The organism is Streptomyces venezuelae, from assembly GCF_008642335.1.
In the GTDB taxonomy this organism is placed as follows: domain Bacteria; phylum Actinomycetota; class Actinomycetes; order Streptomycetales; family Streptomycetaceae; genus Streptomyces; species Streptomyces venezuelae_F.
In genome coordinates, this window is record NZ_CP029191.1 from 5,792,941 (window position 1) to 5,819,556 (window position 26,616).

General features: G+C 70.9%; 22 protein-coding genes. 12 read left to right on the forward strand and 10 right to left on the reverse strand.

Annotated features, from left to right (window positions below; all coding sequences use genetic code 11):
• Nucleotides 1–35 precede the first annotated feature (35 nt).
• A complete protein-coding gene (locus DEJ49_RS26275) occupies nucleotides 36–953 on the forward strand; it encodes an alpha/beta fold hydrolase (protein WP_150186401.1) in 918 nt (305 codons plus the stop codon).
• Between the two features lie 22 nt (nucleotides 954–975).
• On the opposite strand, the gene DEJ49_RS26280 is transcribed toward DEJ49_RS26275, so the two are convergent.
• A complete protein-coding gene (locus tag DEJ49_RS26280) occupies nucleotides 976–1,593 on the reverse strand; it encodes a YceI family protein (protein WP_150186402.1) in 618 nt (205 codons plus the stop codon).
• A 312-nt stretch (nucleotides 1,594–1,905) separates the two neighbouring features.
• Here DEJ49_RS26280 and DEJ49_RS26285 point away from each other — a divergent pair, with 312 nt between their 5' ends.
• The 7 genes from DEJ49_RS26285 (at nucleotide 1,906) to DEJ49_RS26315 (ending at nucleotide 11,207) form a co-directional block, all read left to right on the forward strand.
• Nucleotides 1,906–2,469 (forward strand): hypothetical protein, encoded by a 564-nt coding sequence (locus DEJ49_RS26285; protein WP_150186403.1) that lies wholly within the window; start codon nucleotides 1,906–1,908, stop codon nucleotides 2,467–2,469.
• Between the two features lie 201 nt (nucleotides 2,470–2,670).
• A complete protein-coding gene (locus DEJ49_RS26290; RefSeq protein ID WP_150186404.1) occupies nucleotides 2,671–3,516 on the forward strand; it encodes a DUF4097 family beta strand repeat-containing protein in 846 nt (281 codons plus the stop codon).
• A 1,333-nt stretch (nucleotides 3,517–4,849) separates the two neighbouring features.
• Nucleotides 4,850–5,866 (forward strand): ATP-binding cassette domain-containing protein, encoded by a 1,017-nt coding sequence (locus DEJ49_RS26295; protein ID WP_150186405.1) that lies wholly within the window; start codon nucleotides 4,850–4,852, stop codon nucleotides 5,864–5,866.
• Nucleotides 5,863–6,711: an ABC transporter permease gene (locus DEJ49_RS26300; protein WP_150186406.1), complete on the forward strand. Its 849-nt coding sequence runs from the start codon at nucleotides 5,863–5,865 to the stop codon at nucleotides 6,709–6,711. Before DEJ49_RS26295 ends, DEJ49_RS26300 begins: the two co-directional genes overlap by 4 nt.
• 166 nt (nucleotides 6,712–6,877) lie before the next feature.
• Nucleotides 6,878–9,214: a polysaccharide lyase 8 family protein gene (locus tag DEJ49_RS26305; RefSeq protein ID WP_190329450.1), complete on the forward strand. Its 2,337-nt coding sequence runs from the start codon at nucleotides 6,878–6,880 to the stop codon at nucleotides 9,212–9,214.
• Between the two features lie 184 nt (nucleotides 9,215–9,398).
• Entirely contained in the window at nucleotides 9,399–10,991 is a 1,593-nt protein-coding gene (locus DEJ49_RS26310) for an acyl-CoA carboxylase subunit beta (RefSeq protein WP_055564439.1), read from the forward strand.
• 21 nt (nucleotides 10,992–11,012) lie between these two features.
• A complete protein-coding gene (locus DEJ49_RS26315; protein WP_150186408.1) occupies nucleotides 11,013–11,207 on the forward strand; it encodes an acyl-CoA carboxylase subunit epsilon in 195 nt (64 codons plus the stop codon).
• A 122-nt stretch (nucleotides 11,208–11,329) separates the two neighbouring features.
• Here DEJ49_RS26315 and DEJ49_RS26320 read toward each other — a convergent pair whose 3' ends face one another.
• On the reverse strand, nucleotides 11,330–12,214 hold the full coding sequence (locus tag DEJ49_RS26320) for a LysR family transcriptional regulator (protein WP_150186409.1): 885 nt from the start codon (nucleotides 12,212–12,214) through the stop codon (nucleotides 11,330–11,332).
• A 115-nt stretch (nucleotides 12,215–12,329) separates the two neighbouring features.
• Between DEJ49_RS26320 and DEJ49_RS26325 the strand changes: the two genes are divergently transcribed.
• On the forward strand, nucleotides 12,330–12,725 hold the full coding sequence (locus DEJ49_RS26325; protein WP_150186410.1) for a tautomerase family protein: 396 nt from the start codon (nucleotides 12,330–12,332) through the stop codon (nucleotides 12,723–12,725).
• A gap of 86 nt (nucleotides 12,726–12,811) precedes the next feature.
• On the opposite strand, the gene DEJ49_RS26330 is transcribed toward DEJ49_RS26325, so the two are convergent.
• From DEJ49_RS26330 to DEJ49_RS26365, 8 genes are all read right to left on the reverse strand, one after another.
• The gene (locus DEJ49_RS26330; protein WP_030361923.1) at nucleotides 12,812–13,396 is read right to left on the reverse strand and encodes a GTP-binding protein; all 585 of its coding nucleotides are present in this window, start codon (nucleotides 13,394–13,396) and stop codon (nucleotides 12,812–12,814) included.
• On the reverse strand, nucleotides 13,377–13,967 hold the full coding sequence (locus DEJ49_RS26335; protein ID WP_150186411.1) for a DUF742 domain-containing protein: 591 nt from the start codon (nucleotides 13,965–13,967) through the stop codon (nucleotides 13,377–13,379). The genes DEJ49_RS26330 and DEJ49_RS26335 overlap by 20 nt, the downstream gene beginning before the upstream one ends.
• Nucleotides 13,968–14,061: 94 nt before the next feature.
• A complete protein-coding gene (locus DEJ49_RS26340) occupies nucleotides 14,062–14,475 on the reverse strand; it encodes a roadblock/LC7 domain-containing protein (protein ID WP_055564496.1) in 414 nt (137 codons plus the stop codon).
• 10 nt (nucleotides 14,476–14,485) lie between these two features.
• On the reverse strand, nucleotides 14,486–17,596 hold the full coding sequence (locus DEJ49_RS26345; protein ID WP_150186412.1) for a nitrate- and nitrite sensing domain-containing protein: 3,111 nt from the start codon (nucleotides 17,594–17,596) through the stop codon (nucleotides 14,486–14,488).
• Nucleotides 17,597–17,935: 339 nt separating this feature from the next.
• Nucleotides 17,936–18,526: a GTP-binding protein gene (locus DEJ49_RS26350; protein WP_150186413.1), complete on the reverse strand. Its 591-nt coding sequence runs from the start codon at nucleotides 18,524–18,526 to the stop codon at nucleotides 17,936–17,938.
• On the reverse strand, nucleotides 18,507–18,908 hold the full coding sequence (locus DEJ49_RS26355) for a DUF742 domain-containing protein (protein ID WP_150172620.1): 402 nt from the start codon (nucleotides 18,906–18,908) through the stop codon (nucleotides 18,507–18,509). Before DEJ49_RS26355 ends, DEJ49_RS26350 begins: the two co-directional genes overlap by 20 nt.
• A gap of 140 nt (nucleotides 18,909–19,048) precedes the next feature.
• Complete coding sequence (locus DEJ49_RS26360) at nucleotides 19,049–19,462, reverse strand: roadblock/LC7 domain-containing protein (protein WP_030787430.1); 414 nt, start codon at nucleotides 19,460–19,462, stop codon at nucleotides 19,049–19,051.
• Nucleotides 19,463–19,471: 9 nt separating this feature from the next.
• Nucleotides 19,472–23,431, reverse strand: coding sequence for a nitrate- and nitrite sensing domain-containing protein (locus DEJ49_RS26365; protein ID WP_150186414.1), 3,960 nt, complete (start codon nucleotides 23,429–23,431; stop codon nucleotides 19,472–19,474).
• Nucleotides 23,432–24,006: 575 nt separating this feature from the next.
• Between DEJ49_RS26365 and DEJ49_RS26370 the strand changes: the two genes are divergently transcribed.
• The 3 genes from DEJ49_RS26370 (at nucleotide 24,007) to gltX (ending at nucleotide 26,546) form a co-directional block, all read left to right on the forward strand.
• Nucleotides 24,007–24,207, forward strand: coding sequence for a hypothetical protein (locus DEJ49_RS26370; RefSeq protein WP_150186415.1), 201 nt, complete (start codon nucleotides 24,007–24,009; stop codon nucleotides 24,205–24,207).
• Between the two features lie 79 nt (nucleotides 24,208–24,286).
• Nucleotides 24,287–25,075 (forward strand): fumarylacetoacetate hydrolase family protein, encoded by a 789-nt coding sequence (locus tag DEJ49_RS26375; protein ID WP_150186416.1) that lies wholly within the window; start codon nucleotides 24,287–24,289, stop codon nucleotides 25,073–25,075.
• On the forward strand, nucleotides 25,068–26,546 hold the full coding sequence (gene gltX / locus DEJ49_RS26380) for a glutamate--tRNA ligase (RefSeq protein WP_150186417.1): 1,479 nt from the start codon (nucleotides 25,068–25,070) through the stop codon (nucleotides 26,544–26,546). The genes DEJ49_RS26375 and gltX overlap by 8 nt, the downstream gene beginning before the upstream one ends.
• Nucleotides 26,547–26,616: the final 70 nt, after the last annotated feature.

The following is a 26,616-nucleotide window of genomic DNA, read 5'->3' on the forward strand; positions in this document are numbered from 1 at the left end:
TTGAGTGCGCGTCGTTCGAGTGCGGGGAGGCCGTCGTGAGCCAGGTCCAGGTCCATGAGCAGTACGTCGAGGTCGCGCCGGGGGTCCGCGTATGGACGGAACGGCGCGGTGCGCCCGACGCCCCCGCGCTGCTGCTTGTCATGGGCGCCCAGGCTTCCGGGCTCGGCTGGCCCGAACCTCTGGTCGAGGCACTGGCGGCGCACCACCACGTCATCCGCTACGACCACCGCGACACGGGCCGCTCGGACCGCCCCTTCGACGAGAACCCCTACGCCGTCACCGACTTGGCGCGGGACCCGATCGCGGTCCTTGACGCCCTCGGCGTCGAGCGGGCCCACATCGTCGGGTTGTCGCTGGGCGGCATGCTCTGCCAGCTGGTGCTCGCCGATCACCCCGAGCGGGTGCTGAGCGCGACCCTGATGGGGACATGCGCGCTGAGCGAGACACCGTATGTACGCCCGGACGGTGTGCGCGTTCCCGTCGCGGAGCTGCCCGGCATCGCGCCCGAGATCCTGGAGATGTGGTCGCGTCCCGTGGAGGACCACGGCCGGGAGGCGGAGCTGGACCGGCGTGTCGAGCACTGGCGCCTGCTGAGCGGCGACCAACTCCCGTTCGATGCCGCCTACTTCAGGGACCTCGAGCGGGGCATCATCGACCACGCGGGCCGATATCTGGAGTCGTCGGCCCACGCTCTCGCCGACAGCTCCGGCATGGTCCGCACGGCCGAACTCGCCGCGAACCGGGTGCCGGTGCTCGTCGTCTCCGCCACGGCGGAGCCCGTTTTCCCCGTCCCGCACCCGCAGCACATCGCTCAGGTCGTCGCGGGTGCGCGACTGGTGGAGATACCCGGCATGGGGCACGCACTGCCGCCGGCGGTGCACGGATCGCTGGTGAAGGCGATCCTGGAGCACACGGCGGGAGACGCGGTCGAGGGCGTGCGGGCCGGTCGCTGACTCATGACGTCCGTGGAGGCGTTCAGGAACCGGCCTTGATCGCCGAGATGTCGAAGTTCAGCTTGATCTTGTCGGAGACGAGCATGCCGCCGGTCTCCAGCGCGGCGTTCCAGGTGAGGCCCCAGTCCGAGCGCAGGATCTCCGCCTTGCCCTCGAAGCCGACGCGCTCGTTGCCGAACGGGTCCTTGGCCGAGCCGTTGAACTCCAGGTCGATCGTGACCGGCTTCGTGGTGCCCAGGATCGTCAGGTCACCGGTGACGCGGTAGTCGTCGCCGCCCAGCGCCTCCGTCCTGGTGGAACGGAAGGTCATCTCCGGGAACTCGTCGGTCTTGAAGAAGTCCGCGCTCTTCAGGTGACCGTCGCGGTCGGCGTTGCCCGTGTCGATGCTCTCCATCTTGATGTCGAGGGAGGCGGTCGAGCGGGCCGGCTCCGAGCCGTCGAGGTGCAGGGTGCCGGTGAAGTCGAGGAAGGAGCCCTTGACGTTCGTGACCATGGCGTGGCGGGCGACGAAACCGATCGTCGTGTGGGTCGGGTCGATCGTGTACTCACCCGTCAGCGCGGCGAGCTCGGGGCTGACCGCGACGGGCGCGGTGGCGGCGGGGGCGGTGACGGTGTCGTTCTTGCGGCCGAAGATTCCCATGACGTGCTCCTTGGGGGACGAGCTCCGGTGGGGAGCTGCTGGCGGAAGCTGCTGTTGAATGTTCAACGAGATCGAAGGTAGCGCGATTCTGTTCAATATTCAACCTCTGGGATGGGGTGAGTTTTGCGGTGGTGGGCGGCGGAGGTCGTGGTGTCACTGAAGGGCTGCTCGGCGCCGCGGTGATGTCGTGATGGCGTCATCGAGTGACGCCAGGCGGCTGACCTGCGGGAATGGGGGTGTGGGGTGCGGGTCGGGGCGTGGGTAGCGCTATTGGTGCTTGCGGTGGCGCCATTGTGGTGCCATGATGGCGTCATGAACCTCACGCAGTACGTCGATCAGCTCCGGCAGGAACTCGCCGTGGCCGCCGAGGCCGGCGGGGATGAGGCGCGGGCCCTGGCCGAGCGGCTCACCGCCCCGCTCGAGTCGGCCGCCCGGCTCACCCTGCTGAACGCGCTCTCCGCCGCGGCCGACGAGATCACCGTCGACCTCGCGCCCGGCTCGGTGGACGTACGACTGCGAGGCCTGGACCCGGAGTTCGTGGTGACGCCGCCGCCCGCGGGCGAGCCGTTCGACGCCCAGGCCGAGTACGCGGCGCTCATGTCGGCCCAGCCGTCGCCGCCGCCTCCGCCGCCGGCCGCGCCCGACGCCGTGGACGACGGCGGTACCGCCCGGGTCAACCTCCGTCTTCCTGCGCACATCAAGTCGCGGGTGGAGGAGGCGGCGAACCGGGACAGTCTCTCCGTCAACGCGTGGCTCGTCCGCGCGGTGTCCGGCGCGTTGGACCGGCCCGACGGCCGGAGTGGCCGGGCGGGTGCGGGGGGCGGTCGCCGCGAGGCCTGGAACTCCGGGACGGGGTTCACGGGCTGGGTGCGGTAGGGCGGACGCGCTTTCCGCGGGCGCCCGCACTCTTCTTGCTTCCCGTGCGTACGGCCACCGTTCCGTACGGCCCCTCCGTGCTCCCATCTGTACTGCTCTCCGTACTCGCCCAGTACTCACCCTGTACTCACCTCGTACTTCCCAACACCCTTCGCCGACCGAGCCCTTGAGGGCTCGGCGAGCCCTTAGGACGGGACAGCCATGCCTTCTTTCGACAGCCCGAAGCCCATCAGCGCCACCGTCACCCTCAGGGTCGGGACGCTCCGGATCACCGCCGGGGACCGTACGAACACGGTCGTCGACGTACGGCCCAGCAGCGCGACGCAGGACGCGGACGTCAAGGCGGCCGAGCGCACCCGCGTCGAGTTCGCCAACGGCAAGCTCCTGGTCAAGGGGCCCAAGGACCGGCCCATGTTCGGCAAGGGCCCGTCCGTCGACGTGGACATCGTGCTGCCGACGGGGTCCGGGGTGCACGCCACGACCGTCATGGCGCACGTCTCCGCCGAGGGCGGGCTCGGCGACTGCGAGATCAAGACCTCGGCGGGTGACATCCAGGTCGAGCGGACCGCGGCCGCGAGGCTGACCACGGGGTACGGGGACATCTCCCTGGGCCGCGCGGACGGTCAGGTCGACGTCTCCACGTCCTCCGGCGAGGTCCGTGTCGGTGAGGCCAAGGGGACGGTCGACATCAAGAACTCCAACGGCATCATCGTGCTGGGCGACATCGAGGGCGACGTCAAGGTGAAGGCGTCCAACGGCTCCGTCACCGTCGACCGCGCGGCCGCCGACGTCAGCGTCAAGACGGCCAACGGGGCGGTGCGGCTGGGGGAGGTGGCCCGGGGCGAGACCGTCGTCGAGGCGGCGGCGGGCAGGATCGAGATCGGCATCCGCGAGGGTACGGCGGCGTGGCTCGACGTACGCACGAAGGCGGGAACGGTCAGCCAGGCGCTGGAGGAGTCCGGCCCTTCGGCGCCGGACGAGCCGGCCGACACGCTGAAGGTCCACGCCCGCACGGGAATCGGCGACATCAAGATCCACCGAGCGTGATCCGCGCGGCGGGCGTATGGGGCCGATCCGCTCGGCGGGCGTATGGAGCGGATCCGCTCGGCGGGCGTATGGAGCGGATCCGCGCGGTGGGCGTACGGAGCTGATCCGTGCGGCGGCCGTACGGAGCTGATCCGCTCGACGGGCGTATGGAGCTGATCCGTGCGGCGGCTGTACGGAGCTGATCCGCTCGACGGGCGTATGGAGCTGATCCGCGTGACGGCCGTACGGTTCCGGTCCGCTTCCGGAACGGTTGCCGGCGCCTCCCGGGCCCACGGCGCCCCTCCGACCCGCGGCGCCTCACCCGGGCCCCACTCGCACCTGCCCTGGTCCGCCCAGGGTGCCCTCGGCGCGCGGCTGCCGGACCTACCCGGCCTACCCGGGCTTACCCGACCTACCGGGACCTGGTCCCGACCCCAGCCTGAACGGCCACCCGTGACGCCCCCCCAGTGCCTCCCCGGCCCAGCGGCTTCCCCCGCTCGGGGCCGCGTTCTGAACCCGGACCGAACCGCACGGCACCTCGCCTGAACGGCACCGGCGGCCGAACGGCACGGCCTGAAGGACAGCGACCTCCGCCTGACGGGCAGTGGCCTCGGGCTGAACGGCTCCCGGCTTCGCCTGAACGGCAGCGGCCTCGGGGCGAATGACTCTGGCCTTCGCCTGACGGGCAGTGGCCTCGGGCTGAACGGCTCCGGGCTTCGCCTGGCGGGCAGTGGCCTCGGGCTGAACGGCTCCGGGCTTCGCCTGACGGGCAGTGGCCTCCGGCCGGACCGCACCGGCCTCCGCCTGAACGGCAGCGGCCTCCGGCCGGACCGCACCGGACCGGCCTCCAGCCGAACGGCACCGGCCTCCGGCCGAACCGCACCGGACCGGCCTCCGGCCGAACCGCGCCAGGCCTCGCCTGAACCGAACCGGCCCCTCCGAGAGCGCACCAGCCCCCGCCGAACCGCACCGACCCCCTCCGAAAGCGCACCCCGCCCAGAAGCCCCACCCGGCCCGGGAGCCGGAAGCCCCACCCCGCCCGGAAGCCCACCCGCACCTCCAATCCCGGCGCCGCGCCGCTCCCAGTCGTGCCCGCAAACCGCAGGCCCCAGGCCGTCAAGCCCCCAGGCCCCAAGCCCCAGCCCCCAGGCCCCAGGCCTCAAGCCCCCAAGCCCCAAGCCCCCAAGCCCCAAGCCCCAGCCCCCAGGCCCCAAGCCCCAGCCCCCAGGCCCCTAGCCCCTAGCCCCAATCCCTAGCCCCAACCCCTCAAGCCGCGACTCCCCGGCGACACCCCCGCGCTCCCGCGCACCCCAAATCCGCCCGGCGCATCCCCGACCCCCGAAAAGGACCGGACATGCCAACGCCCCGCGACTTCCGCGACACCCACCACACCCACCCCCACACCCACCACCCCCACCACTCCCACCGCCCCTCAGCCATCACGGCAACTAACCTCCGCAAGGCCTACGGCCAGAAAACCGTGTTGGACGGGATCGACCTCGACATCCCGCAAGGCACGATCTTCTCCCTCCTCGGCCCCAACGGCGCGGGCAAGACGACCGCCGTGCAGATCCTCTCCACGCTCATCTCCGCCGACGCCGGCGAAGCCCGTGTCGCGGGGCACGACCTGGCCCGCGAACCCGACGCCGTGCGTGCCGCGATCGGGGTCACCGGGCAGTTCTCCGCCGTCGACAACCTCCTCACCGGCGAGGAGAACCTGACGCTCATGGCGGACCTGTACGGCTTCGGGCGGCGCCAGGGCCGGCACCTCGCCGCCGAACTCGTCGAGCGGTTCGACCTCGTCGAAGCCGCACGGAAGCCCGCCGCGACGTACTCAGGCGGCATGCGGCGGCGGCTCGACATCGCGATGACCCTCGTCGGCAGCCCGCGTGTGATCTTCCTGGACGAGCCGACCACCGGTCTCGACCCGCGCAGCCGGCACGGCATGTGGGAGATCGTCCGGCAGCTCGTCGCCGACGGCGTGACCATCTTCCTGACCACGCAGTACCTGGAGGAGGCCGACCAACTCGCCGACCGCATCGCCGTGTTGAGCGGCGGCAAGCTCGTCGCCGAGGGCACCCCCGGCGAGCTGAAGCGGCTCGTCCCCGGCGGCCACGTCCAGCTCCGCTTCGCCGGCCCCGCCGACCTGGACGACGCCGCGCGGCTGCTCGGCCTCGGCAGCAGGGGCGGGGACGACCTGACCCTGCACATTCCCAGCGACGGCAGTCTGAAGTCCGTCAAGGCGGTGCTCGACCGCGTCGAGGCCACCGGCATCGAGGTCGAGGGGCTCACGATCGACACCCCCGACCTGGACGACGTCTTCTTCGCCGTGACCGGCCGCCCCGACCAGGAGAAAGCGACGACCCGATGAGCACCGTCACCACCACCCCCGCGCCCGGCGCCACGTCGGCGGTCACGCGGACCCACGTCCCCGCCCCCACCTCCGCGCTGCAGAACTCCCTCACCATGCTGCGCCGCAACCTCCGGCACGCCCGCCGCTACCCGGCCATGACGATCAGCCTGGTCAGCATGCCCATCGCCATGCTGCTGCTGTTCAACTACGTCTTCGGCGGCACGATGTCCGCCGGCATGGGTGCCCAGGGATCCGGCGACTACATCGACTACCTCGTCCCCGGCATCCTGCTGATGGCCGTCGGCTCCGGCGTCCTGCCCACCACGGTCGGCGTCTGCACCGACATGACCGAGGGCATCGTGGCCCGGTTCCGGACGATGCCGATCAGCGGCGCGTCGATCCTCACCGGCCGGGCCGTCGGCGCCGTCATCCAGACGATGGTCACCATCGTCTTCGTCACCGGGGTCGCCTTCCTGATCGGCTTCCGCTCCGGCGCCGAGCCCGTCGAGTGGCTCGCCGCGGCCGGTCTGCTCATCCTCATGAGCACCGCCCTCACCTGGCTCGCCGTCGCACTCGGCCAGCTCGTCAAGGCACCGGAGGCGGCCAGCAGTGTCGCTCTGCCCTTCTCCTTCCTGCTGCCCTTCCTCAGCAGCGTGTTCGTGCCGCTCGACTCGATGCCGGGCTGGCTGCGCCACTTCGCCGAGTGGCAGCCCTACACCGCCTTCACCGAGACCCTGCGCGGGCTGCTGACCGGCACGGAGATCGGCAAGTTCGGTCCGCTCGCGGTGGGCTGGGGCTTCGCCATCGCCCTGCTCGGCTTCCTCTGGGCGCGCTCACTGTTCAAGCGCGACGCCACGCGCTGACCCGTAGAGCCGAAGAACCCCACAGACCCCGCGGAGCCACGGGGGTGTCTCGCGGGACGGGCCGTGCGACGGAGACGTCGCGCGGCCTTCCGCGTCGTACCCCAGCAGCATCGGACGTGTCAGAGGTCTAGACAGCGCTTTCTGTACGCTGATACACCCCTGTCGCATGACGCCCACCCGCCGTACATTCCTCCTCGCCGCAACCGCTTTCACCGCAGGCGCGGCAGCTTCGGTCCCAACGACCGCAGCCGCCGCCGACGACGAGTTCGCCACCCTCCGTGCCCGCTGGCTCCAGATCTCCCTCGGCACCGGCTACGACCCCGCCACCGAGCCGTACGCCTCCCGCCTGAAGGAGACCGGCGACCTCGCCCGGACCTTCCGTGCCGCCATGGCCCCGGCCGCCACGTCCCTCTGGCCCGACGCCCCGTTCGACCCGCCCGCCGGCATCACCCTCAGCCACAGCAGGCTCTGGACGATGACCCAGGCGTACGTCTGTGAAGGCACGGGGTCCACCGGTGACGCCGGGCTCCTCGCCGACATCCTGCGCGGCCTCGACCACGTCGCCGCCACCGTCTACAACGCCTCCACCACCCGCTACGGCAACTGGTGGGAGTGGCAGATAGGCAGCCCCCGGCTGCTCATGGACATCGTGGCCGCCCTGTACGACGAACTCGGCGCCGCACGCAGGGAGAAGGCCTTCGCCGCCGTCGACCACTTCGTCCCCGACTCCGCGCTCGCCGACTACACCGGCACCTCCACCGGCGCCAACCGTGTCGACCTGTGCCGCTCCGTCGCCCTGCGCGGCGTCCTCGGCAGGAGTCCGGCCAAGGTGGCCCTCGCCCGCGACGCGCTCTCCCCGGTCTTCCCCTACGTCACCAAGGGCGACGGCCTCTACGAGGACGGGTCGTTCGTGCAGCACACCTGGGTCGCCTACTCGGGAACGTACGGGCAGGTCATGCTCGACGGTCTCGGACGGCTCTTCGCGCTGCTCGCCGGGTCGACCTGGGCCGTCACCGACCCCAAGAAGCAGATCATCCTCGACAGCGTCGAGCGGGCGTACGCGCCCTTGATCCACGACGGACTCATGATGGACAGCGTCAACGGGCGTGCCATCAGCCGGGGTTACCTGAAAGGCGACGACCGGAAGATCATGCGGAGCGACCACTTCCACGGTCAGGGGCTCATCGCCACCATGGCGATGCTCGCGGGCGGTGCGAGCGCCGCCGAGCGGGAACGGTGGCACGCGCGGATCAAGGGGTGGATCGAGCGGGACACCGTCACCCCGCTGCTCACCGCCCGGCAGCTGGGCGTCGCCGACCTCGCGCGGCTGCACGCCGTGGCGGACTCCGACGTGCGGGCGGCGCCCGAACCGGTGGAGCACCGGTTGTTCCCGGCCATGGACCGCGCCGTGCACCGGCGGCCCGGATTCGCGGTCAACCTCTCGATGGCGTCGGACCGGATCGCGTACTACGAATGCGGCAACGGCGAGAACCCGCGCGGCTGGCACACCGGTGCCGGAATGGTCTATTGGTGGGCCGGCGGTGCCCACGGCGATCAGTACACCGACTGGTTCTGGCCGACCGTCGACCCGTACCGGCTGCCCGGCACGACCGTGTCCACCAAGCGGCTCCCCGACCGGGCCGGCGGCGATTGGGGCGCCGCGCGGCCCGCGGTGAAGTGGGTGGGCGGCGCGACCGACGGCGAGTTCGCCGCCGTCGGCCAGCACCTGAAGGGGCTCGGCTCCACACTCGACGCCCGCAAGTCCTGGTTCTGCGCCGCGGACGCCGTGATCTGCCTGGGCGCCGGGATCACCGCCGCCGACGGCACCCCCGTCGAGACGGTCGTCGACAACCGCAGCCTCGGCGAGTCCGGCACCGCGGCCCTCACCGTCGACGACCGCCCGCGCCCGCAGTGGGCCCACCTCGACGGGCACGGCGGCTGGCTCTTCCCCGGCGGCACGTCCCGGCTCAGGACGGCCCGCGAGGACCGCACCGGAGCCTGGTCCGACATCAACACCGGCAGCTCCACCGAGCGGCGCACCAGGCGCTGGCAGACGCTCTGGCTGGACCACGGCACCGACCCCGCGGACGCTACGTACGCCTATGTCCTGATGCCCGGAGCCTCCCGCCGCACCCTGCGGGCCCGCGCCGCCGACCACCACTGGTTGTCGGTCCTCGCCAACTCGGCGAAGGTGCAGGCCGTGGCCGTGGACGGGCTCGGCCTGACCGCCGCCAACTTCTGGCAGGCGGGCGAGGCGGGACGGCTCGTCGTGACCGCGCCCGCCAGTGTGCTCGTACGCCAGCGGGGGAGAGGCGCTACGGTGCATGTGAGCGAGCCGCCGCGCACCGGAGAATCCCTCGAATTCACCTGGAACCGACCCGTGTCCCGAGTGGTCGCCAAGGACCCCTCCGTCGAGGTTCTCGCCACGGGCCGCTCGCTGCGGCTGCGGATCACGCCGGGCAAGGCCTGCGCGAGTCACCGCTGTGAGGTGACTCTCAGCTGACGGAGGGCGCCGACGGGCCGGGATCCGCGGAGTGTTTTGTAGGAACCCCATAACTTCAGGCGGTCTGAGCCGTCACTTCTTCATGGGGGCGGCCCGCTTCTGTCCGGGGGTGCCAGGAAAACGGCCCGGAGACTGTTCATAGTCGACGGTCCGTTTCCCCGGGCGCCCTCCGTAAGGTCGCTACATGACCGTTTTGGACGAGACCGCTTCCTCTGGTGGCGAGCCCACCGACTCACGCGGCCGCGTGGCCGAGCTGCACGAGATCCGTGCGGAGGCACTGCGCGGGCCGAGCGAGAAGGCGACCGAGGCCCAGCACGCCAAGGGCAAGCTGACCGCCCGCGAGCGGATCGAGCTGCTCCTCGACCCGGACTCGTTCAACGAGGTCGAGCAGCTGCGCCGGCACCGGGCCACGGGCTTCGGCCTGGAGGCCAAGAAGCCGTACACGGACGGTGTCATCACCGGCTGGGGCACGGTGGAGGGCCGCACGGTCTTCGTCTACGCCCACGACTTCCGCATCTTCGGCGGCGCGCTCGGCGAGGCGCACGCCACGAAGATCCACAAGATCATGGACATGGCCATCGCGGCCGGTGCCCCGCTGGTCTCGCTGAACGACGGCGCGGGCGCCCGTATCCAGGAGGGCGTCTCGGCGCTCGCCGGTTACGGCGGCATCTTCCAGCGCAACACCAAGGCATCGGGTGTCATCCCGCAGATCTCCGTGATGCTCGGCCCGTGCGCGGGCGGCGCGGCGTACTCGCCCGCCCTCACCGACTTCGTGTTCATGGTCCGCGAGACCTCGCAGATGTTCATCACCGGGCCGGACGTGGTCCGCGCGGTGACCGGCGAGGAGATCACGCAGAACGGCCTCGGCGGCGCGGACGTGCACGCCGAGACCTCGGGCGTCTGCCACTTCGCGTACGACGACGAAGAGACCTGCCTGGCCGAGGTCCGCTACCTGATCTCGATGCTCCCCTCCAACAACCGGGAGAACCCGCCGGTCCACGAGTCGGAGGACCCGGCCGAGCGCCGCTCGGACGTCCTCCTCGACCTGGTCCCCGCGGACGGCAACCGGCCGTACGACATGGCGAAGGTCATCGAGGAGCTCGTCGACGACGGCGACTACCTCGAGGTCCACGAGCGCTGGGCGCGCAACATCATCTGCGCCCTGGCCCGCCTCGACGGCCAGGTCGTCGGCATCGTCGCCAACCAGCCCCAGGCGCTGGCCGGTGTCCTCGACATCGAGGCCTCGGAGAAGGCCGCCCGCTTCGTCCAGATGTGCGACGCGTTCAACATCCCGATCCTCACCCTGCTGGACGTGCCCGGCTTCCTGCCCGGCGTCGACCAGGAGCACGGCGGCATCATCCGCCACGGCGCCAAGCTCCTCTACGCGTACTGCAACGCCACCGTCCCGCGGATCTCGCTGATCCTGCGCAAGGCGTACGGCGGCGCGTACATCGTCATGGACAGCCAGTCGATCGGCGCGGACCTCACGTACGCGTGGCCGACCAACGAGATCGCGGTCATGGGCGCCGAGGGCGCCGCGAACGTGATCTTCCGGCGTCAGATCGCGGCCGCCGAGGACCCCGAGGCGATGCGCGCGCGCATGGTCAAGGAGTACAAGGCCGAGCTGATGCACCCCTACTACGCAGCGGAGCGCGGTCTGGTCGACGACGTCATCGACCCGGCCGAGACCCGCGAGGTCCTCATCAAGTCCCTCGCGATGCTCCGCAACAAGCACGCCGACCTGCCCTCGCGCAAGCACGGCAACCCCCCGCAGTAGCCCACAAGGAGAACGCTGCAGATGACTACCCCCGACATCCGCGTCGAGAAGGGCCACGCCGAGCCCGAGGAGGTCGCGGCCATCACCGCGATCCTGCTGGCCCGCGCCGCCGCCCAGCCCGCCGCCGCCCCCGCGCGCCGCGGCCGCGACAGGGCCGGCTGGCGCCGCCTGGAGCGCACCCCGGGCTTCCGCGCCCCGCACAGCTGGCAGGGCTGACGCCCACGCGTCGGCGAGGCCCCCGCTCTCCTTCGGGAGGGCGGGGGCTCTGCTGTGTCGCAGGGGCGCCCCGTCAGAGGCGCGGGGAACCGCGCGACCAGCCCCCTGGGCCCGCAGACAGGTCACCGACCCGCAGGGGCGCCCTCCGCCGGGAGCCCGACGGCGGACTCCGCCAACGCACGCACGGCGGGATGCCAGGCCCGCCCCCGAGGCCCGCTCAGGACCAGCCTCCGCGACACCCGCGGAGACACCGGCACCAGCACCAGATCCGCCGACAGCAACGGCCGCGACGCCTCCGACAGGACCGTCACGCCGATGCCCGCCTGCACCATGCTGATCAGCGTCGCCAGGTCGCGGACCCGCTGCGCCGGGCTGAACCGCAGCCCCGCCAGGTCGTGGAGCGCGCGCACGCGGTCCTCGCAGCCGCCCGGCGAGATCAGGAAGTCGTCGTCCTCCAGGTCGCGCACGTCGACGACCGGCTCGGCCGCCAGCGGGTGGTCGCGGGGGAGCAGGGCACGGTAGCCGTCCAGGGCGAGCAGGACACCGGGGCCCGGCGGCGGATCGACCAGGACAGCCGCGTCCGCCGTGCCGTTCTCCAGCCAGCCCGCGATCTCCGCGCTGTCGCCCTCGAAGACCCGTACCGTGACGTGCGGACAGCTCTCCCGCCAGTGCGCCGTCAGAACGGGCAGCAGGCCCTGGCAGACCGTGGGCGTCGCGGCCAGCCGCACCGTGCCGGTCAGAGTGCCCGCCGCGTCCGCCGCCACCTCCTCGATACCCCGCACCGCCGACAGCGCACCCCGTGCGTACGGCAGGACGCGCTCCCCGAGCACCGTCGTGCGGACCCGCCCGGCACGGACGAGCAGCGGCCCCGCCAACTCCCGCTCCAGGGACGCCACCGCGTGCGAGACCGCCGACTGGCTCACGCCCAGCTCGTCGGCGGCCGCGCCGAAGCCGCCCGCGTCGACCACGGCGACGAAGGCCCTGAGCTGCGGAAAGTTCACGGTCATGAGGCGGCCTCATAGGGCGGTGAGGGGGCTGAGTTGGCCCCATCGTGCCAGGCGGGGTGAGGGTGGCCGCATCGAACCCGATGACCGAACCCGACGACCGCACCCGAGGAGAACCGTGCCCCACATCAGAGCCACCGTCACCGGCCCCGGCCTGCCCGCGAACGTCACCCGCGGCCTCGCCGAGGGCCTGACGGAGCTGGCCGTCACCGCACTCGGCAAGTCCGCTGAGCGCACCATCGTCCACCTCGACCCGGTCCCCGCCGACCGCTACTACGTGGCCGGAAAACCCCTGGCGGAGGGCGCCCGCGACGTGCACCTGGAGGTCAGCATCACCGCGGGCACCAACAGCGCGGCGGAGAAAGCCGCGTTCGTCTCCGGGGCCGCCGCGTTCCTGGCGGAGCTCATCGGCCCGCTCGCCCGCGGCGGCGTCGCCCTCCACGAACTCCACCCCGAGAGCTACGGCTACCAGGGCGTGACCCAATTCGAGCACTACCGCGGAAGCGGGAACTGAGGGAACCGACAGAGGCCCGCACGCCGAAGCGTGCGGGCCCTCGGAGTCTGTCTCGTCCGCGTACGGGAAAAAGGTGGGACGGACCGCTATCGGAGTCGCGCCATCAGCGCGTGCTCGACCAGCGTGATGAGCGCGCTCTTCGCGTCCGCGCGGTGCCGTGCGTCGGTCGTGATGATGGGAGTGTCCGGTCCGATCTGGAGCGCTTCGCGCACCTCGTCGGGGGTGTAGGGCTGGTGGCCGTCGAAGCCGTTGAGGGCGATGACGAAGGGCAGCCCGGAGTTCTCGAAGTAGTCGACGGCGGGGAAGCAGTCGGCGAGGCGGCGGGTGTCGACGAGGACGACCGCGCCGATCGCGCCACGCACGAGGTCGTCCCACATGAACCAGAAGCGGTCCTGTCCGGGCGTGCCGAAGAGGTACAGGATCAGGTCCTGGTCCAGGGTGATGCGGCCGAAGTCCATGGCGACGGTGGTCGTCGTCTTGTCTCCGGTGTGGGTCAGGTCGTCGATGCCCGCGGACGCGGACGTCATGACGGCCTCGGTGCGCAGCGGGTTGATCTCAGAGACCGCCCCGACGAACGTGGTCTTGCCCACGCCGAAGCCGCCCGCCACCACGATTTTCGCGCTGGTGGTGGAGCGGGCTGTTGCTCCGCCGCTAGAGCTTGCGAAGTCCACTGAGCACCCTTTCGAGCAGTGTCACGTCTGGCTGGCCGCCGGCGGTCTCGTCGCCGCCGGGCTGATGGATGGCGACAAGTCCGGCCTCCGCCAGGTCGGCTACGAGGATCCGGGCGACGCCGAGGGGGATGGAGAGGAGCGCCGAGATCTCGGCGACCGACTTGATCTCCCGGCACAGGTTGCAGATGCGCTGATGCTCGGGCAACTGGCCCTGCAACTGATGCGGTTGTGCGGTGGTGTGCACCAGCGCCTCGATGGCGAGCTGGTAACGGGGCCTGGTGCGGCCACCCGTCATGGCGTACGGGCGCACCAGGGGGTTGTTCGCCGACCCCGCGGGCGCCGGTTCGGGGGCGCGCCGCTGGGGTTGCACGGGCTGGATGCGGGGTGCGCGCCCCGGATTGCCCTGGTCGTACGGACGCGGCCCGGGCTGCTGGGGCTGCGCGTACGGCTGGCGGCGGTGGCTCGGAGCGGAGGGGAAGTTGTACCTGTTCGGACCGCCGTCGTGCTGGCCGCCCTGGCCGTGACCAGGGGACCAGTTCGCCGATGACGAGCCGTCTGGGGGTGTTGCCACGTTGCTTCCTCCTCCAACTGTGCCGGGCACCATCACTGTGGAGCCGCGTCCCGAACCTTACGGCCACGAGGCGCGAAAACGCACCGTCTGTCTGTTAGTTGAGAAGGCTCCCCTGGAGCTCCGCGCGGAGGTCCGGAGTGAGAACCGTGCCCGCACGATCGACAAGAAGTGCCATTTCGTACCCAACGAGACCGATGTCCGCATCCGGGTGGGCGAGAACGGCGAGCGAGGAGCCGTCGGAGATGGACATGATGAAGAGAAATCCTCGCTCCATCTCCACAACGGTCTGGGTCACGGAGCCGCCCTCGAAGATCCGGGACGCCCCGGCGGTCAGCGAGGTCAGGCCCGAGGCGACGGCCGCGAGCTGGTCCGCACGGTCGCGGGGGAAGCCTTCGGACATCGCGAGGAGGAGTCCGTCGGCGGAGACCACCACCGTGTGGGACACCCCGGGGGTGTTGTCCACGAAGTTGGTGATCAACCAGTTCAGGTTCTGCGCCGCCTGGCTCATCGGGCTCACACTAACGCTCCTGGTTGTAGGTGCTATCAGGGCTGAAGCCCTGGCCATTCGTGTCACTTCCTGCGGTGCGGCCCCGCTGGACGCCGCGGCGCAGGTTGCTCAGCCTGCCCCGTACGTCCTCGGGGTCGCGGGAGACCTGGGGGCCGCCCTGTGGGGTCTGTTCCGCGGTGCCCTCGACCAGATTGGCCTTGGGCACCCGCCGCGGGAGCCCGGACGAGGTGACCCCGCCCGCCTTCGGCTCCTTGAGGCGCTCGGCGCGCTGCCAGCGCTCGTCGTTGGACGAACGCCAGTCGTCCTGGCCCTCGCTCGCGGCGGGAGAACTGCCGCTTCCGCTGCCGTTCGCGCCGGAGGAACCCCTGCGGGGGAGGCCCGCGTCGGTCATGTCGTGGACGACGGACGGCGCCGGACCCGGCCGGTCGAAGCCTACGCGCTCGGCGTCGGCCGTGTGGCCCGCCTGCACAGATTCCGTTTCCTGGCCGTACTCCGGCTGGTAGCCGTCGGCGGAGGGCCAGTCGTCCTGACCGGAGCGCTCCGGATAGGAGATCTGCTGGTCCTGGTAGTACTGCTGCTGCTCCGCCGTGTACTGCTGCTCGGCCGGGTACTGCTCCGGCTGGTACTGCTCCTCGCGGTAACCGTCCTCGGCGTACTGCGCGGTCGGGTACTGCCCGGTGGCGTACTGCTCGTTGTCGTACCGCACGCCCTGGTCGTACGCGGCCTGCTGCTGCTCCTCGTACGCCGGGGCCTGCTGCTCGTAACCGCCCTGCTGCGGCTCGACCTCGTCGCGGAAGAGCGGACGGTGGCCGTCGGGCTGCTGGGCCTGCGCCTCCAGCGCCGCACGGCGCTCCTCACGCATCAGGGAGCGGCCGACCGGGTCGAGCTCGTGCTGCGCCTCGGAGCCGTCACCGGGGTAGCGGCTGTCGTCGAAGCCCAGCTCCGCGGCGGTGCGCATCGGCTCGGGCGCCAGCGCCTGCTGCTCCGGGATGATCGAGGAGACCGTGAACTCGGGGTCCTGCGAGGCGTGCTCGCCACCGCCACCGTGCGTGATCGCGTCCGGCAGCATGACCAGCGACGTCGTGCCCGCCTGCTCGCCCGAGGGGCGCAGCTGCACGCGGATGCCGTGCCGGTCGGAGAGCCGGCCGACCACGAACAGGCCCATGCGCTGCGAGATCGCGGCGTCCACGGTCGGCGGGTTGGCCAGCTTGTGGTTGATGTCCGCGAAGTCCTCGGCGGTGAGGCCGATGCCCTTGTCGTGGATCTCGACCATGACGCGGCCGTCGGGGAGACGGGTCGCGGTGACCCGCACCTTGGTCTGCGGCGAGGAGAACGTCGTCGCGTTCTCCAGGAGCTCGGCGAGCAGGTGCACGAGGTCGGTCACGGCGAGGCCGTGGATCTCGGCCTCCGGCACGCCCTCCAGCTCGATGCGCTCGTACTGCTCCACCTCGGAGGAGGCGGCACGCAACACGTCGACCAGCGGGACCGGCTGGTCCCAGCGGCGGCCCGGCTCCTCGCCGGAGAGGACGAGGAGGTTCTCGCCGTTGCGGCGCATACGGGTCGCCAGGTGGTCCAGGCGGAAGAGGTTCTCCAGCTGGTCCGGGTCGGCCTCGTTGTTCTCCAGGTCGGTGATGAGGGTCAGCTGGCCCTCGATCAGCGACTGGTTGCGGCGCGACAGGTTGGTGAAGATCGCGTTGATGTTGCCGCGGAGCAGCGCCTGCTCGGCGGCGAGCCGCACGGCCTCGCGGTGCACCTGGTCGAAGGCGCGGGCGACCTCGCCGATCTCGTCCGTGGAGTTGATCGGGATGGGCTGCACGCGGGTGTCGACGCGGCCCGGGTCGGTGCGCGACAGCTGGTCGACCAGCATCGGCAGGCGCTGCTCGGCGATGCCGAACGCGGCGGTGCGCAGCCGGCGCATCGACTTGGACATCTGGCGGGCCATGAGCCCGGCGAGGATGAACGCGGCGAGCAGCGCGAGGACGACGATGGCGCCGGTGATGTAGGCGTTGCGCTGCGCGTTGGCCGCGATGTCGGACGCCTCGTCCACGGCCTTGTCGGCGAGGTCCGACTCGATGGTGCGGTACGCGTCGAACTTGGCGGTGGTCGTGGCCCACCAGGCCTCACGCGTGATGCCCTTGCCGGCCAGCGCGACGCGGGCACTGGGCTGGGTGTTCGGCATGGTGGCGATGGCCGCGACCATCTTGTCCTGCGAGAGGGCCGGGCCGTCCTGCTTCTTGGCGTCGGCCGCCAGCTCCTTCTTGGCCTCCTCCAGCTTGGCGACGTCCTCGGGGGTGCCGCCGCCGGTGTACTCCTCGATGGCGATGCGCTCCAGGTAGGCGTACGAGGAGAACGAGGTGCGCTGGAGCGTGAACGAACCGGTGCCGGGGCCCGGCTCGACCAGGAGGTGCGTACCGATGGACCGCTGCAGGGAGAGCGCTGCCTTGGAGAGCGAGATCGCGTAGACGGTCCGGCCGTAGCTGGTGATGTTTCCGGTGCCCAGACCGAGCTCGTTGGCGAACTCCATCAGCGGGTGCTGGATGGCGACGTAGCCCTCTTCGGTCTGCACCCCGGGAAGCTTGGTGGTGTACGCGGCCTGACGCAGCGGGCCGAGCTTCGGCTCGACCTTGCGGAAGGCGTCGAGACGACGGTTGAGGCCTTCCTTGTCCGGCATGCTGTCGGTCGCGGACTTGAACTCGGCGGCGGCCTTGTCGGTGGCCTTGCGGGCCTTGACGACGGTCGGGTCGTTCCGCTTGCCGCGCAGCAGGGGAGCGGCGGTGATGTCGCGCTCCTCGATGAGACGGTTGCCGTAGTTCAGCGACGCCCGCACGAGGCGGGCGGTGTTCTCGGCGTCCTGGGCCTCGCTCCAGGTGTCGATGGAGCCCTTGACCTGGAAACCGCCCATGACCAGGCCCACGAGCACGGGTATGAGCAGGATCGCGTTCAGGCGGGTCGGCACACGCCAGTTGCGGGGGGACATCCGTCCGCCGGAAGGCGCGGGAGGCTCATTGCCCGGCCCGGCGGCCACGTCGGCGGGGGACGCCGCTGTGCGCGGCGGCGGGGTGAAGTTGCCCCGCATGTCCCCGGTGGGGGACGCCGCGGGGCTCGGCTTGCTTCGCCTCACTCGACCAACAACCTCTCGGCGGCGGCACTCACGTCGTGCCGCTGTCGTCTCCAAGGCCCGTGCTACTGGGCAGTTCAGCGCATTCCAGCACGTCAGGGGCTGCTCTTCCAAACAGTGGGAAGCGCAACCCCGGAGTGGTGTAAGCCTCAGATAAAACGGTCATAAAGAGCGAGCCCCGCCAAAAGGCGGGGCTCTTGTGAGCACAGCGACACCAGGTGACCGCGACGCGTGTCTGTCACCGGGCAATTCTCTGTCGAAACGTTATGAACACCGCGACCGGCCGTGTCAAAGGACACAGAACGCTCCAGGTGGACTACGGCAACTGCCGTACGGACCTGCCTACTTGAGACGTGCCATAAGTGCGTGCTCGACCAGCGTGATCAAGCCACTCTTTGCGTCCGCACGGTGTCGCGCGTCGGTCGTGATGATCGGCGTACCGGGTCCGATTTGGAGCGCTTCGCGCACCTCGTCGGGGGTGTAGGGCTGGTGGCCGTCGAAGCCGTTGAGGGCGATGACGAAGGGCAGCCCGGAGTTCTCGAAGTAGTCGACGGCGGGGAAGCAGTCGGCGAGGCGGCGGGTGTCGACGAGGACGACCGCGCCGATCGCGCCACGGACGAGGTCGTCCCACATGAACCAGAAGCGGTCCTGTCCGGGCGTGCCGAAGAGGTACAGGATCAGGTCCTGGTCCAGGGTGATGCGGCCGAAGTCCATGGCCACCGTCGTGGTGGTCTTGTCTCCGGTGTGGGTCAGGTCGTCGATGCCCGCGGACGCGGACGTCATGACGGCCTCGGTGCGCAGCGGGTTGATCTCAGAGACCGCCCCGACGAACGTGGTCTTGCCCACGCCGAAGCCGCCCGCCACCACGATCTTCGCGGAGGTGGTGGAACGGGCCGCGTCCGAGCCCGAACCGCTAGAGCTTGCGAAGTCCACTGAGCACCCTTTCGAGCAGTGTCACGTCAGGCTGGCCACCGGCGTTCTCGTCGCCGCCGGGCTGGTGGATGGCGACGAGCCCGGCCTCGGCCAGGTCCGCCACGAGGATCCTGGCCACGCCGAGCGGCATCGCGAGCAGGGCCGAGACCTCGGCCACCGACTTGACCTCACGGCACAGGTGGCAGATCCGCTGGTGCTCGGGGAGCAGCCCCATCAGCTGGGCCGGGTCGGCCGTGGTGCTCACCAGCGCCTCGATCGCGAGCTGGTAGCGGGGCCGGGTCCGGCCGCCGGTCATCGCGTAAGGACGCACCAGCGGCTGGTCGCCCTCCATTCCGTACGAGGCATCGCCGTACGGGTTGTGAGAGGCGGTGGGCGGGGTCATGGATCCTCCGGGCGGGACAGCAGGTCATCTGCGTGTGCCGTCTGACAGAGCCGGTGGGGGCAGTGTGGCGGCCGGACGGTTGGTCAGTACGTTCGGTCGGTGGGGCGGCCGAAGGGTGAGGCTTCGGAGCGTGCTCCGGGCTAGTGGAGCAGGCTGCCCTGCAGCTCGGCGCGGAGGTCCGGGGTGAGGACGGCGCCCGCGCGGTCGACGAGGAGGGCCATCTCGTACCCGACGAGGCCGATGTCGCACTCGGGGTGCGCGAGCACGGCCAGGGACGAGCCGTCCGAGACGGACATGATGAAGAGGAACCCCCGTTCCATCTCCACCACGGTCTGCGTGACGGTGCCGCCCTCGAAGATCCGGGAGGCGCCCGCCGTCAGCGAGGTCAGCCCCGAGGCGACCGCGGCGAGCTGGTCGGCGCGGTCACGCGGGAACCCTTCGGACATGGCCAGAAGGAGGCCGTCGGCGGAGACCACGACCGTGTGGGACACCCCTGGGGTGTTGTCCACGAAGTTGGTGATCAACCAGTTCAGATTCTGTGCCGCCTGGCTCATCGGACTCAACTAACGCTCCTGCTGGTGAGTGGGGCGAGGGAAACTACCGGTCTGGCCGGTGCCGGCCTGGCGACCCTGCTGGATGCCCCGACGGAGATTCGTCAGCCGGCCGCGTACTTCTTCGGGTGCACGCGAAACCTGCGGACCTGTGCTGTCCTGCTGCTGCTGTGCCGTGCCCGCGACCAGGTTGGCCCGCGGGACGCGACGCGGCAGTCCGGATGTGGTGACGCCGCCCGCGGAGGGCTGCCGGACGCGCTCGGCCTGCCGGCCCAGCTCGTCGTTGGGGGAGGAGCGCCAGCCGCCGGGCATTCCGGCACCGTTGGTGCCGTTGGCGCCGCCCGGGTTCGCGGGTGCGGCGGCCGGGTCCTGGCGCTGGGGGCGCGAGGGAAGCGGACGCTGCGGCATCTCGGGAGCCTGGCGCGGACCGGCGTCGGCGGCGGGGCCGCCCTGCTGCTGGTCCTGCTGTGCGGGCTGCCGGTTCCGGTGCTCCTGCTGCTCCTGCGGCGCGGACTGCTGCTGCGCCGCGTGCTGGCTCTGCTGCTGGTTCTGCTGCTGGAACCAGTTGGTCTCCAGCGTGTCGAACAGCGGCGTGCGCCCGTCGTCCGGGCCGCCCGGCGGCAGGGGTTGCTGCGGGTTCAGCGGGTCCTCGTGCTGCGTCAGCGGGTCCTGCGGCTGGTACGGCTGCTGCTGGTCCTGCTGCGGCGCCTGGCCCGCGCCCTGGCCCTGGTTCTGGCCCTGCTGCTGCGGGAAGCCCTGGTGCGGGTCGCCGTGGCCGCGGCGGGGGGCCGGCGGACGCGGCACGGTGTAGTCGGGGTTCTCCCGACCGCCCTGCTGCGGCGCGAAGCCGTTGCCCTGGTCCTGCTGCTGGTTCTGCTGTTGCTGCTGGTTCTGGTTCTGGTGCTGCGGCGCGGCCGGGCGGCCGGGCTGCTGGCCGCGCCGGGGCGCGCCCGTGCCGCCGAAGACGTCCGAGCGGACGAACTGGCCGGTCGAGCCCGCGTCCTGCGGCGCGGCGGTGCCGGGCGGCGGTCCGTCGAAGTCCGGACGGGCGAACTCCGCGGTGGAGCCGGGGCCCTGTCGGTCGTCGGGGGCGGCCGTGGGCTGCGGGAACTGACCGCTGGTCTCGTGCTCCTCGTGACCCCGGGGGGTGTCGAAGGGCTCGCGCGACACCTGCGGCTGCGCGTTCTCGTCGCTCCAGCTGGGCACGCGCGGCTGCGGGTTGCCCCCGGGCAGCTCGGCGCGCGGACCCCCGCGGGGCGGCAGCTGAGGCCTGCGGCCCTGGTCACCGGTGTCCGACGGCGGGTTCATGGCGTTCGTACGCTGCTGGGGCACCGGAGGCTGCGGCGCGTTGCCGCCACGGCCGCCCTGCGGCTGACCGGGCTGACCGCCCTGCGGCTGGTTGCCCTGCCCGCCCTGCCCGCGCACCGGCTGGTTGCCCAGCGGAGCCATCGGCTGACCGCTCTGCGGGCCACCGGCCTGCGGACCACCGGGCTGACGCTGCTGTCCGGTGTCACGCGAGGGCAGCGCGGCGCGCGGACCCGTGCCCGCGACCTGCTGGCGCGGCGCACCGGCACCGAGCAGTCCGGGACCGCCCTGGCCGGCACCGGGCCCACCGGGACCGCCGCCGAGCACGGGACCACCGCGGCCGGGGCCACCGCCCTGGCCGGGACCGCCGTTGCCGCCCGGGCCGCCGGGACCGACACCGCGGCGCGCGGCCGCCGCACCCGCGGCGGCCTGAGCCGCGGCGGGACCGCCGGTCGCACCGGGCGCACCGGGCTTGCCCGGCATCTTCTTGCCCTGGGCGACGTCGACGGGGAGCATGACCAGCGCGGTCGTGCCGCCGGAGTCGGACGGGCGGAGCTGGATGCGGATGCCGTGGCGCTGCGACAGACGGCCGACCACGAACAGACCCATGCGGCGCGAGACCGAGACATCCACGGTGGGCGGCGACGCGAGCCGCTCGTTGATCGCCGCGAGGTCCTCGGGCGAGAGGCCGATGCCGGTGTCGTGGATCTCGATGAGCACGCGGCCGTCGGGCAGCGCGTGACCCGTGACCTTGACCTTGGTCTGCGGCGAGGAGAACGAGGTCGCGTTCTCCAGCAGCTCGGCGAGGAGGTGCACGAGGTCGTTGACGACGCGTCCGGCGACCTCGGTCGCGGGGACCGAGGAGAGCTCGATGCGCTCGTACTGCTCCACCTCGGACGCGGCGGCACGCAGCACGTCGACGAGCGGGACGGGCCGGGTCCACCGGCGGCCGGGCTCTTCACCGGCGAGAACCAGCAGGTTCTCACCGTTACGGCGCATGCGGGTCGCGAGGTGGTCGAGCTTGAAGAGCGAGGACAGCTGGTCCGGGTCGGCCTCGCGCGACTCCAGCTCGGAGATGAGCGAGAGCTGGCGCTGGATGAGGCCCTGCGAACGGCGCGAGAGGTTGGTGAACATCGCGTTGACGTTGCCCCGCAGAAGGGCCTGCTCGGCGGCGAGGCGGACGGCCTCGCGGTGCACGTCGTCGAAGGCCGCGGCCACCTGGCCGATCTCGTCGCGCGAGTGCACACCCACGGACTCCACCGACGTGTCCACGTCCTGCGGGTCCGACTCCGAGAGCTGCTTGACCAGCTCGGGCAGGCGGTCCTGGGCGACCTTGGTCGCGGTGTCCTGGAGGCGGCGCAGCGAGCGGATCATGGACCGGGCCACGACGAACGCGCCGACGAGTGAGACGCCGAGCACGAGCAGGATCAGCGCACCGTTGAGGATGGCCGACTGCTCCGACTCGTTGCGCAGCTCGCGAGCCTTCTGCTCCATCTCGCCGAGGAGCGTCAGCTCGATCTTCGACATCGCGTCGATCTTGGTCGTGTCGTTGTCGATCCAGTCCTTGTAGGACCGCTTGTCCTGGAGCTTGATGCCGCCCTCCTGCTCGAGGACGCGCTTCGCGTACTCGTTGGCGGCCTTGACCGCGGGGTTGCCGCCGTCGATGGGCTTGGTCAGCTCACCGGCGTTGCCCGCGTAGATCTTGCTGAACGTCTGGAGCTCCGAGCGCTCCTTCTCGTTGGCGCTGAGGCCGAAGGTGCGGTCGGTCTCGGAGATCTTGCCGTAGTCGCTGTCGTTGGCCGGCAGGGCCGCGGCGATGATCGCGCGCTGGACGGACGCGTACTCCTTGGCGGAGGAGAAGGCGGCCAGCGAACGCGTCCGCTGGATCATGTCCGGGTTGCTCGTCGCCTGCGCCATGTCCTGCGAGAGCTTCAGGAGCTGCTCGACGAGCTGGCTGTAGGCCTCGACGGTCTGCGAGGTGGACTTCTCGTCCTGGAAGGCCTTCTTGCGGACGTCGTTGATGCCCTGGAGCTGCTGGGTGATCTGGACCGCGCTGTGCCGGACGCCGAGAAGGCCCTTCTCGCCGTCGGTGTCGTTGAGGTCCTGGGTGCCCTGCAGGAAGTTCCGGTAGACGCGGTCGGTCTTGTCCCGCGCGCCCTTGACCGTGTAGTCGGAGGCGCTCGCGCCGTGCGCGAGGGGACCCGCCGACTTGTCGCGCTCCTCCTGGAGCGCGGCGGCCAGCTCCGTGGCCTGCTTGGTCATCTCGGTGAGCAGCTTCATGTTGTCGAGCTGCTCGATCTCGTCCAGGGACGAGTTGATGCGGAGTGCGCCGAGCGAGGTCGCGGTGATCACGGGGAGCGCGAGCAGCGAGACCAGACGGGTGGAGATGCGCCAGTTGCGCAGGGCTATTCGGGAGCCGGGGCCGGGGGGCGTCGCGGCTCCGGACGTGGTCTTGCCCTTGTTCTTGCCCTTGGCCGGGGCGGCCGTCGAGCCGCTGCCGACGGCACCTTGGCGCGCGGCGCCGGGGCCGCTGTCGCCGGGCGAGCCCGGGCCGGGGTTCTGGGCGTGCTGGGGCGAGGAGCCGCGCTCCGGCTCCGCCGGAGCATCCCCTCGGCCGCGGTCGGCCTGGGGAGACCCCTTGCCATCCCTCTTGAAACGTCCCTGCACTAGCGTCGCAACCTCTGGACCAGGCGTCCTGCCGGGTAACGGCGGGACGGTGTCGGCGTCGTGGGGCGGCAGCGCCCCATGGGTGGTCGTGAGTGACCGGCGCTTGCTCCCCCTCCCCGCCGCCACTCGGCGCTGCGTTGCGCCCCTGCGCGCCGGTTCGATCCCGCGGCGGTCCCGGGAATTCCAGCACAGTGCAGGATCTCCAACAAGGCCCGTGTGTCGCGCCGTGAGCTACGTGACACGTTGTGAGTGCGGAGTCACGAGACGTAGAAAGTGATCTAGTAAAAAACGGACTCATCCCCGCAAAGCTCCTACCGGTGGGGGGTGTCCCAGTCTTCATGATCAGGAGCGGAATGGTGCCTTCAGTGGCGCAATGTCCGTTTCCAAGTGGTCGTCTCTGGGCCTGGATTGACCCTTTTGTCCGCTACCTCGTGAGCAAACTCACACGAAGATCATGGCGTCTTCCGGACTTTGGCCGGGAATTGGATGTTTAGCCTGACGCTTTACAGGGATGGCGAATCCGACAAGCCGCGTCTCGCTCGCGCGACGCACAACCGACAAGGTCCGAACAGCAGATGAAGACTGTGAAGTCGACGATGTTCCGCAACATAGCCAACCCGCGCCGCACCACTCTCGCGCACCTCACCGACGCGGACGAGCTCCAGACCGCGGCAGACCGCCCGGAACACGCCGTCGAACTCCCGACGCAGACCGCCAACCCCAAGCGCACCATCCTCATGGACGCCCCCGAGCAGCCCACCCCCGTGGCGAGCTGATCACGGGAGGTCGGACCCCCTTGCCGCGTTAGCCTGGAGCGTCAGACTCCACCCATTCCAGCAAGGGGCCGAGGCACACGTGCGCATCGCCAGGTTCTCCATCGACGGCAACGTCGCCTTCGGCGCGGTCGAGGGCGAAAGTCCCCCCGGAACGACCGACGGACTCGTCCTCGACATCATCAAGGGCATCCCGTTCGCGGACTTCGAGCTCTCCGGCACGAAGGTCCCGCTGAGCAAGGTCAGGCTGCTGCCGCCGGTGCTCCCCAACAAGGTCGTGGGCATCGGCCGCAACTACGCGGAACACGCGGCGGAGCTCGGCAACGAGGTCCCCGACGTCCCGGTCGCCTTCTTCAAGCCCTCCACCTCCGTGGCGGGCCCCGGCGACGCCATCGTGTACCCCTCCTTCTCGCAGGAGGTGCACCACGAGGCCGAGCTCGCCGTCGTCATCGGCCGCATGTGCCGCGAGGTCCCGCGCGAGCGCGCCCGGGACGTCATCCTCGGCTACACCTGCGCGAACGACGTCACCGCGCGTGACGTGCAGAAGCGCGAGAAGCAGTGGGCCAGGGCCAAGGGCTTCGACACCTCCTGCCCGCTCGGCCCCTGGGTGGAGACCGACCTCGACCCGTCCGACCTCACCATCCAGTGCACGGTCAACGGCGAACAGCGCCAGCTGGGACGGACGACCGAGATGGTCCGCTCCGTCGAGGACCTGATCGTGCACATCTCCGAGGCCATGACGCTGCTCCCCGGCGACGTCATCCTCACGGGCACCCCGGCAGGGGTGGGCCCGCTCAACGTCGGCGACGAGGTCGCCGTCACCATCGAAGGCATCGGCACTCTCACCAACAGGGTGATCAAGCGTGGCTAACGCGACCCCCGTACGCGTACGGTTCTGTCCCTCGCCGACCGGCAACCCCCACGTGGGCCTGGTCCGCACCGCCCTCTTCAACTGGGCCTACGCCCGGCACAACGAGGGCACCCTGGTCTTCCGCATCGAGGACACCGACGCGGCCCGCGACTCCGAGGAGTCGTACGAGCAGCTCCTCGACTCGATGCGCTGGCTGGGCTTCGACTGGGACGAGGGCCCCGAGGTCGGCGGCCCGCACGCGCCGTACCGCCAGTCGCAGCGCATGGACGTCTACAAGGACGTCGCCGCCAAGCTGATCGACGGCGGCTACGCGTACCCCTGCTACTGCACCACCGAGGAGCTGGACGCCCGCCGCGAGGCCGCCCGCGCCGCCGGCAAGCCGTCCGGGTACGACGGGCACTGCCGCGACCTCACCGCCGAGCAGATCCAGGCGTACGAGGCCGAGGGCCGCAAGCACATCATCCGCTTCCGGATGCCCGACGAGGCCACCACCTTCACCGACCTGGTCCGCGGCGAGATCACCGTCCAGGCGGAGAACGTGACGGACTACGGCATCGTCCGCGCGAACGGCGCCCCGCTGTACACGCTGGTCAACCCGGTCGACGACGCGCTGATGGAGATCACCCACGTCCTGCGCGGCGAGGACCTGCTCTCCTCCACGCCCCGCCAGATCGCCCTCTACAAAGCGCTGATCGAGCTGGGCATCGCCAAGGGCATCCCCGAGTTCGGCCACCTCCCGTACGTCATGGGCGAGGGCAACAAGAAGCTGAGCAAGCGCGACCCCCAGGCGTCGCTCAACCTCTACCGCGAGCGCGGCTTCCTGCCCGAGGGCCTCCTGAACTACCTGTCCCTCCTCGGCTGGTCGTTCTCGGCGGACCAGGACGTCTTCTCGATCCCCGACATGGTCGCCAAGTTCGACCTCGCGGACGTGAACGCGAACCCGGCCCGCTTCGACCTGAAGAAGGCCGAGGCGATCAACGCCGACCACATCCGCATGCTGGACGTGAAGACCTTCGCCGAGGCGTGCGAGCCCTGGCTGAGGGCCCCGCACGCCAACTGGGCGCCCGAGGAGTTCGACGAGGCCGCCTGGCAGGCCATCGCGCCGCACGCGCAGACCCGCCTCAAGGTCCTCTCCGAGATCACGGACAACGTCGACTTCCTGTTCCGCGCGGAGCCGGTCTTCGACGAGCCGTCCTGGACGAAGGCGATGAAGGAGGGCTCCGACGCGCTCCTGCGCACCGCCCGCGCCAAGCTGGACGCGGCCGACTGGACCTCCCCCGAGTCCCTCAAGGAGGCCGTCCTGGCCGCCGGCGAGGAGCACGGCCTCAAGCTCGGCAAGGCCCAGGCCCCGGTCCGCGTCGCCGTCACCGGCCGCACCATCGGCCTGCCCCTCTTCGAGTCCCTGGAGATCCTGGGCAAGGAGAAGGCGCTCACCCGCATCGACGCGGCGCTGGCGAAGCTGACCGCGTAAGCGCGTAAGCAGGGCGTACGTAAACGAAGGACCCGGAAGCCTCCACGGCTCCCGGGTCCTTCCCATACGG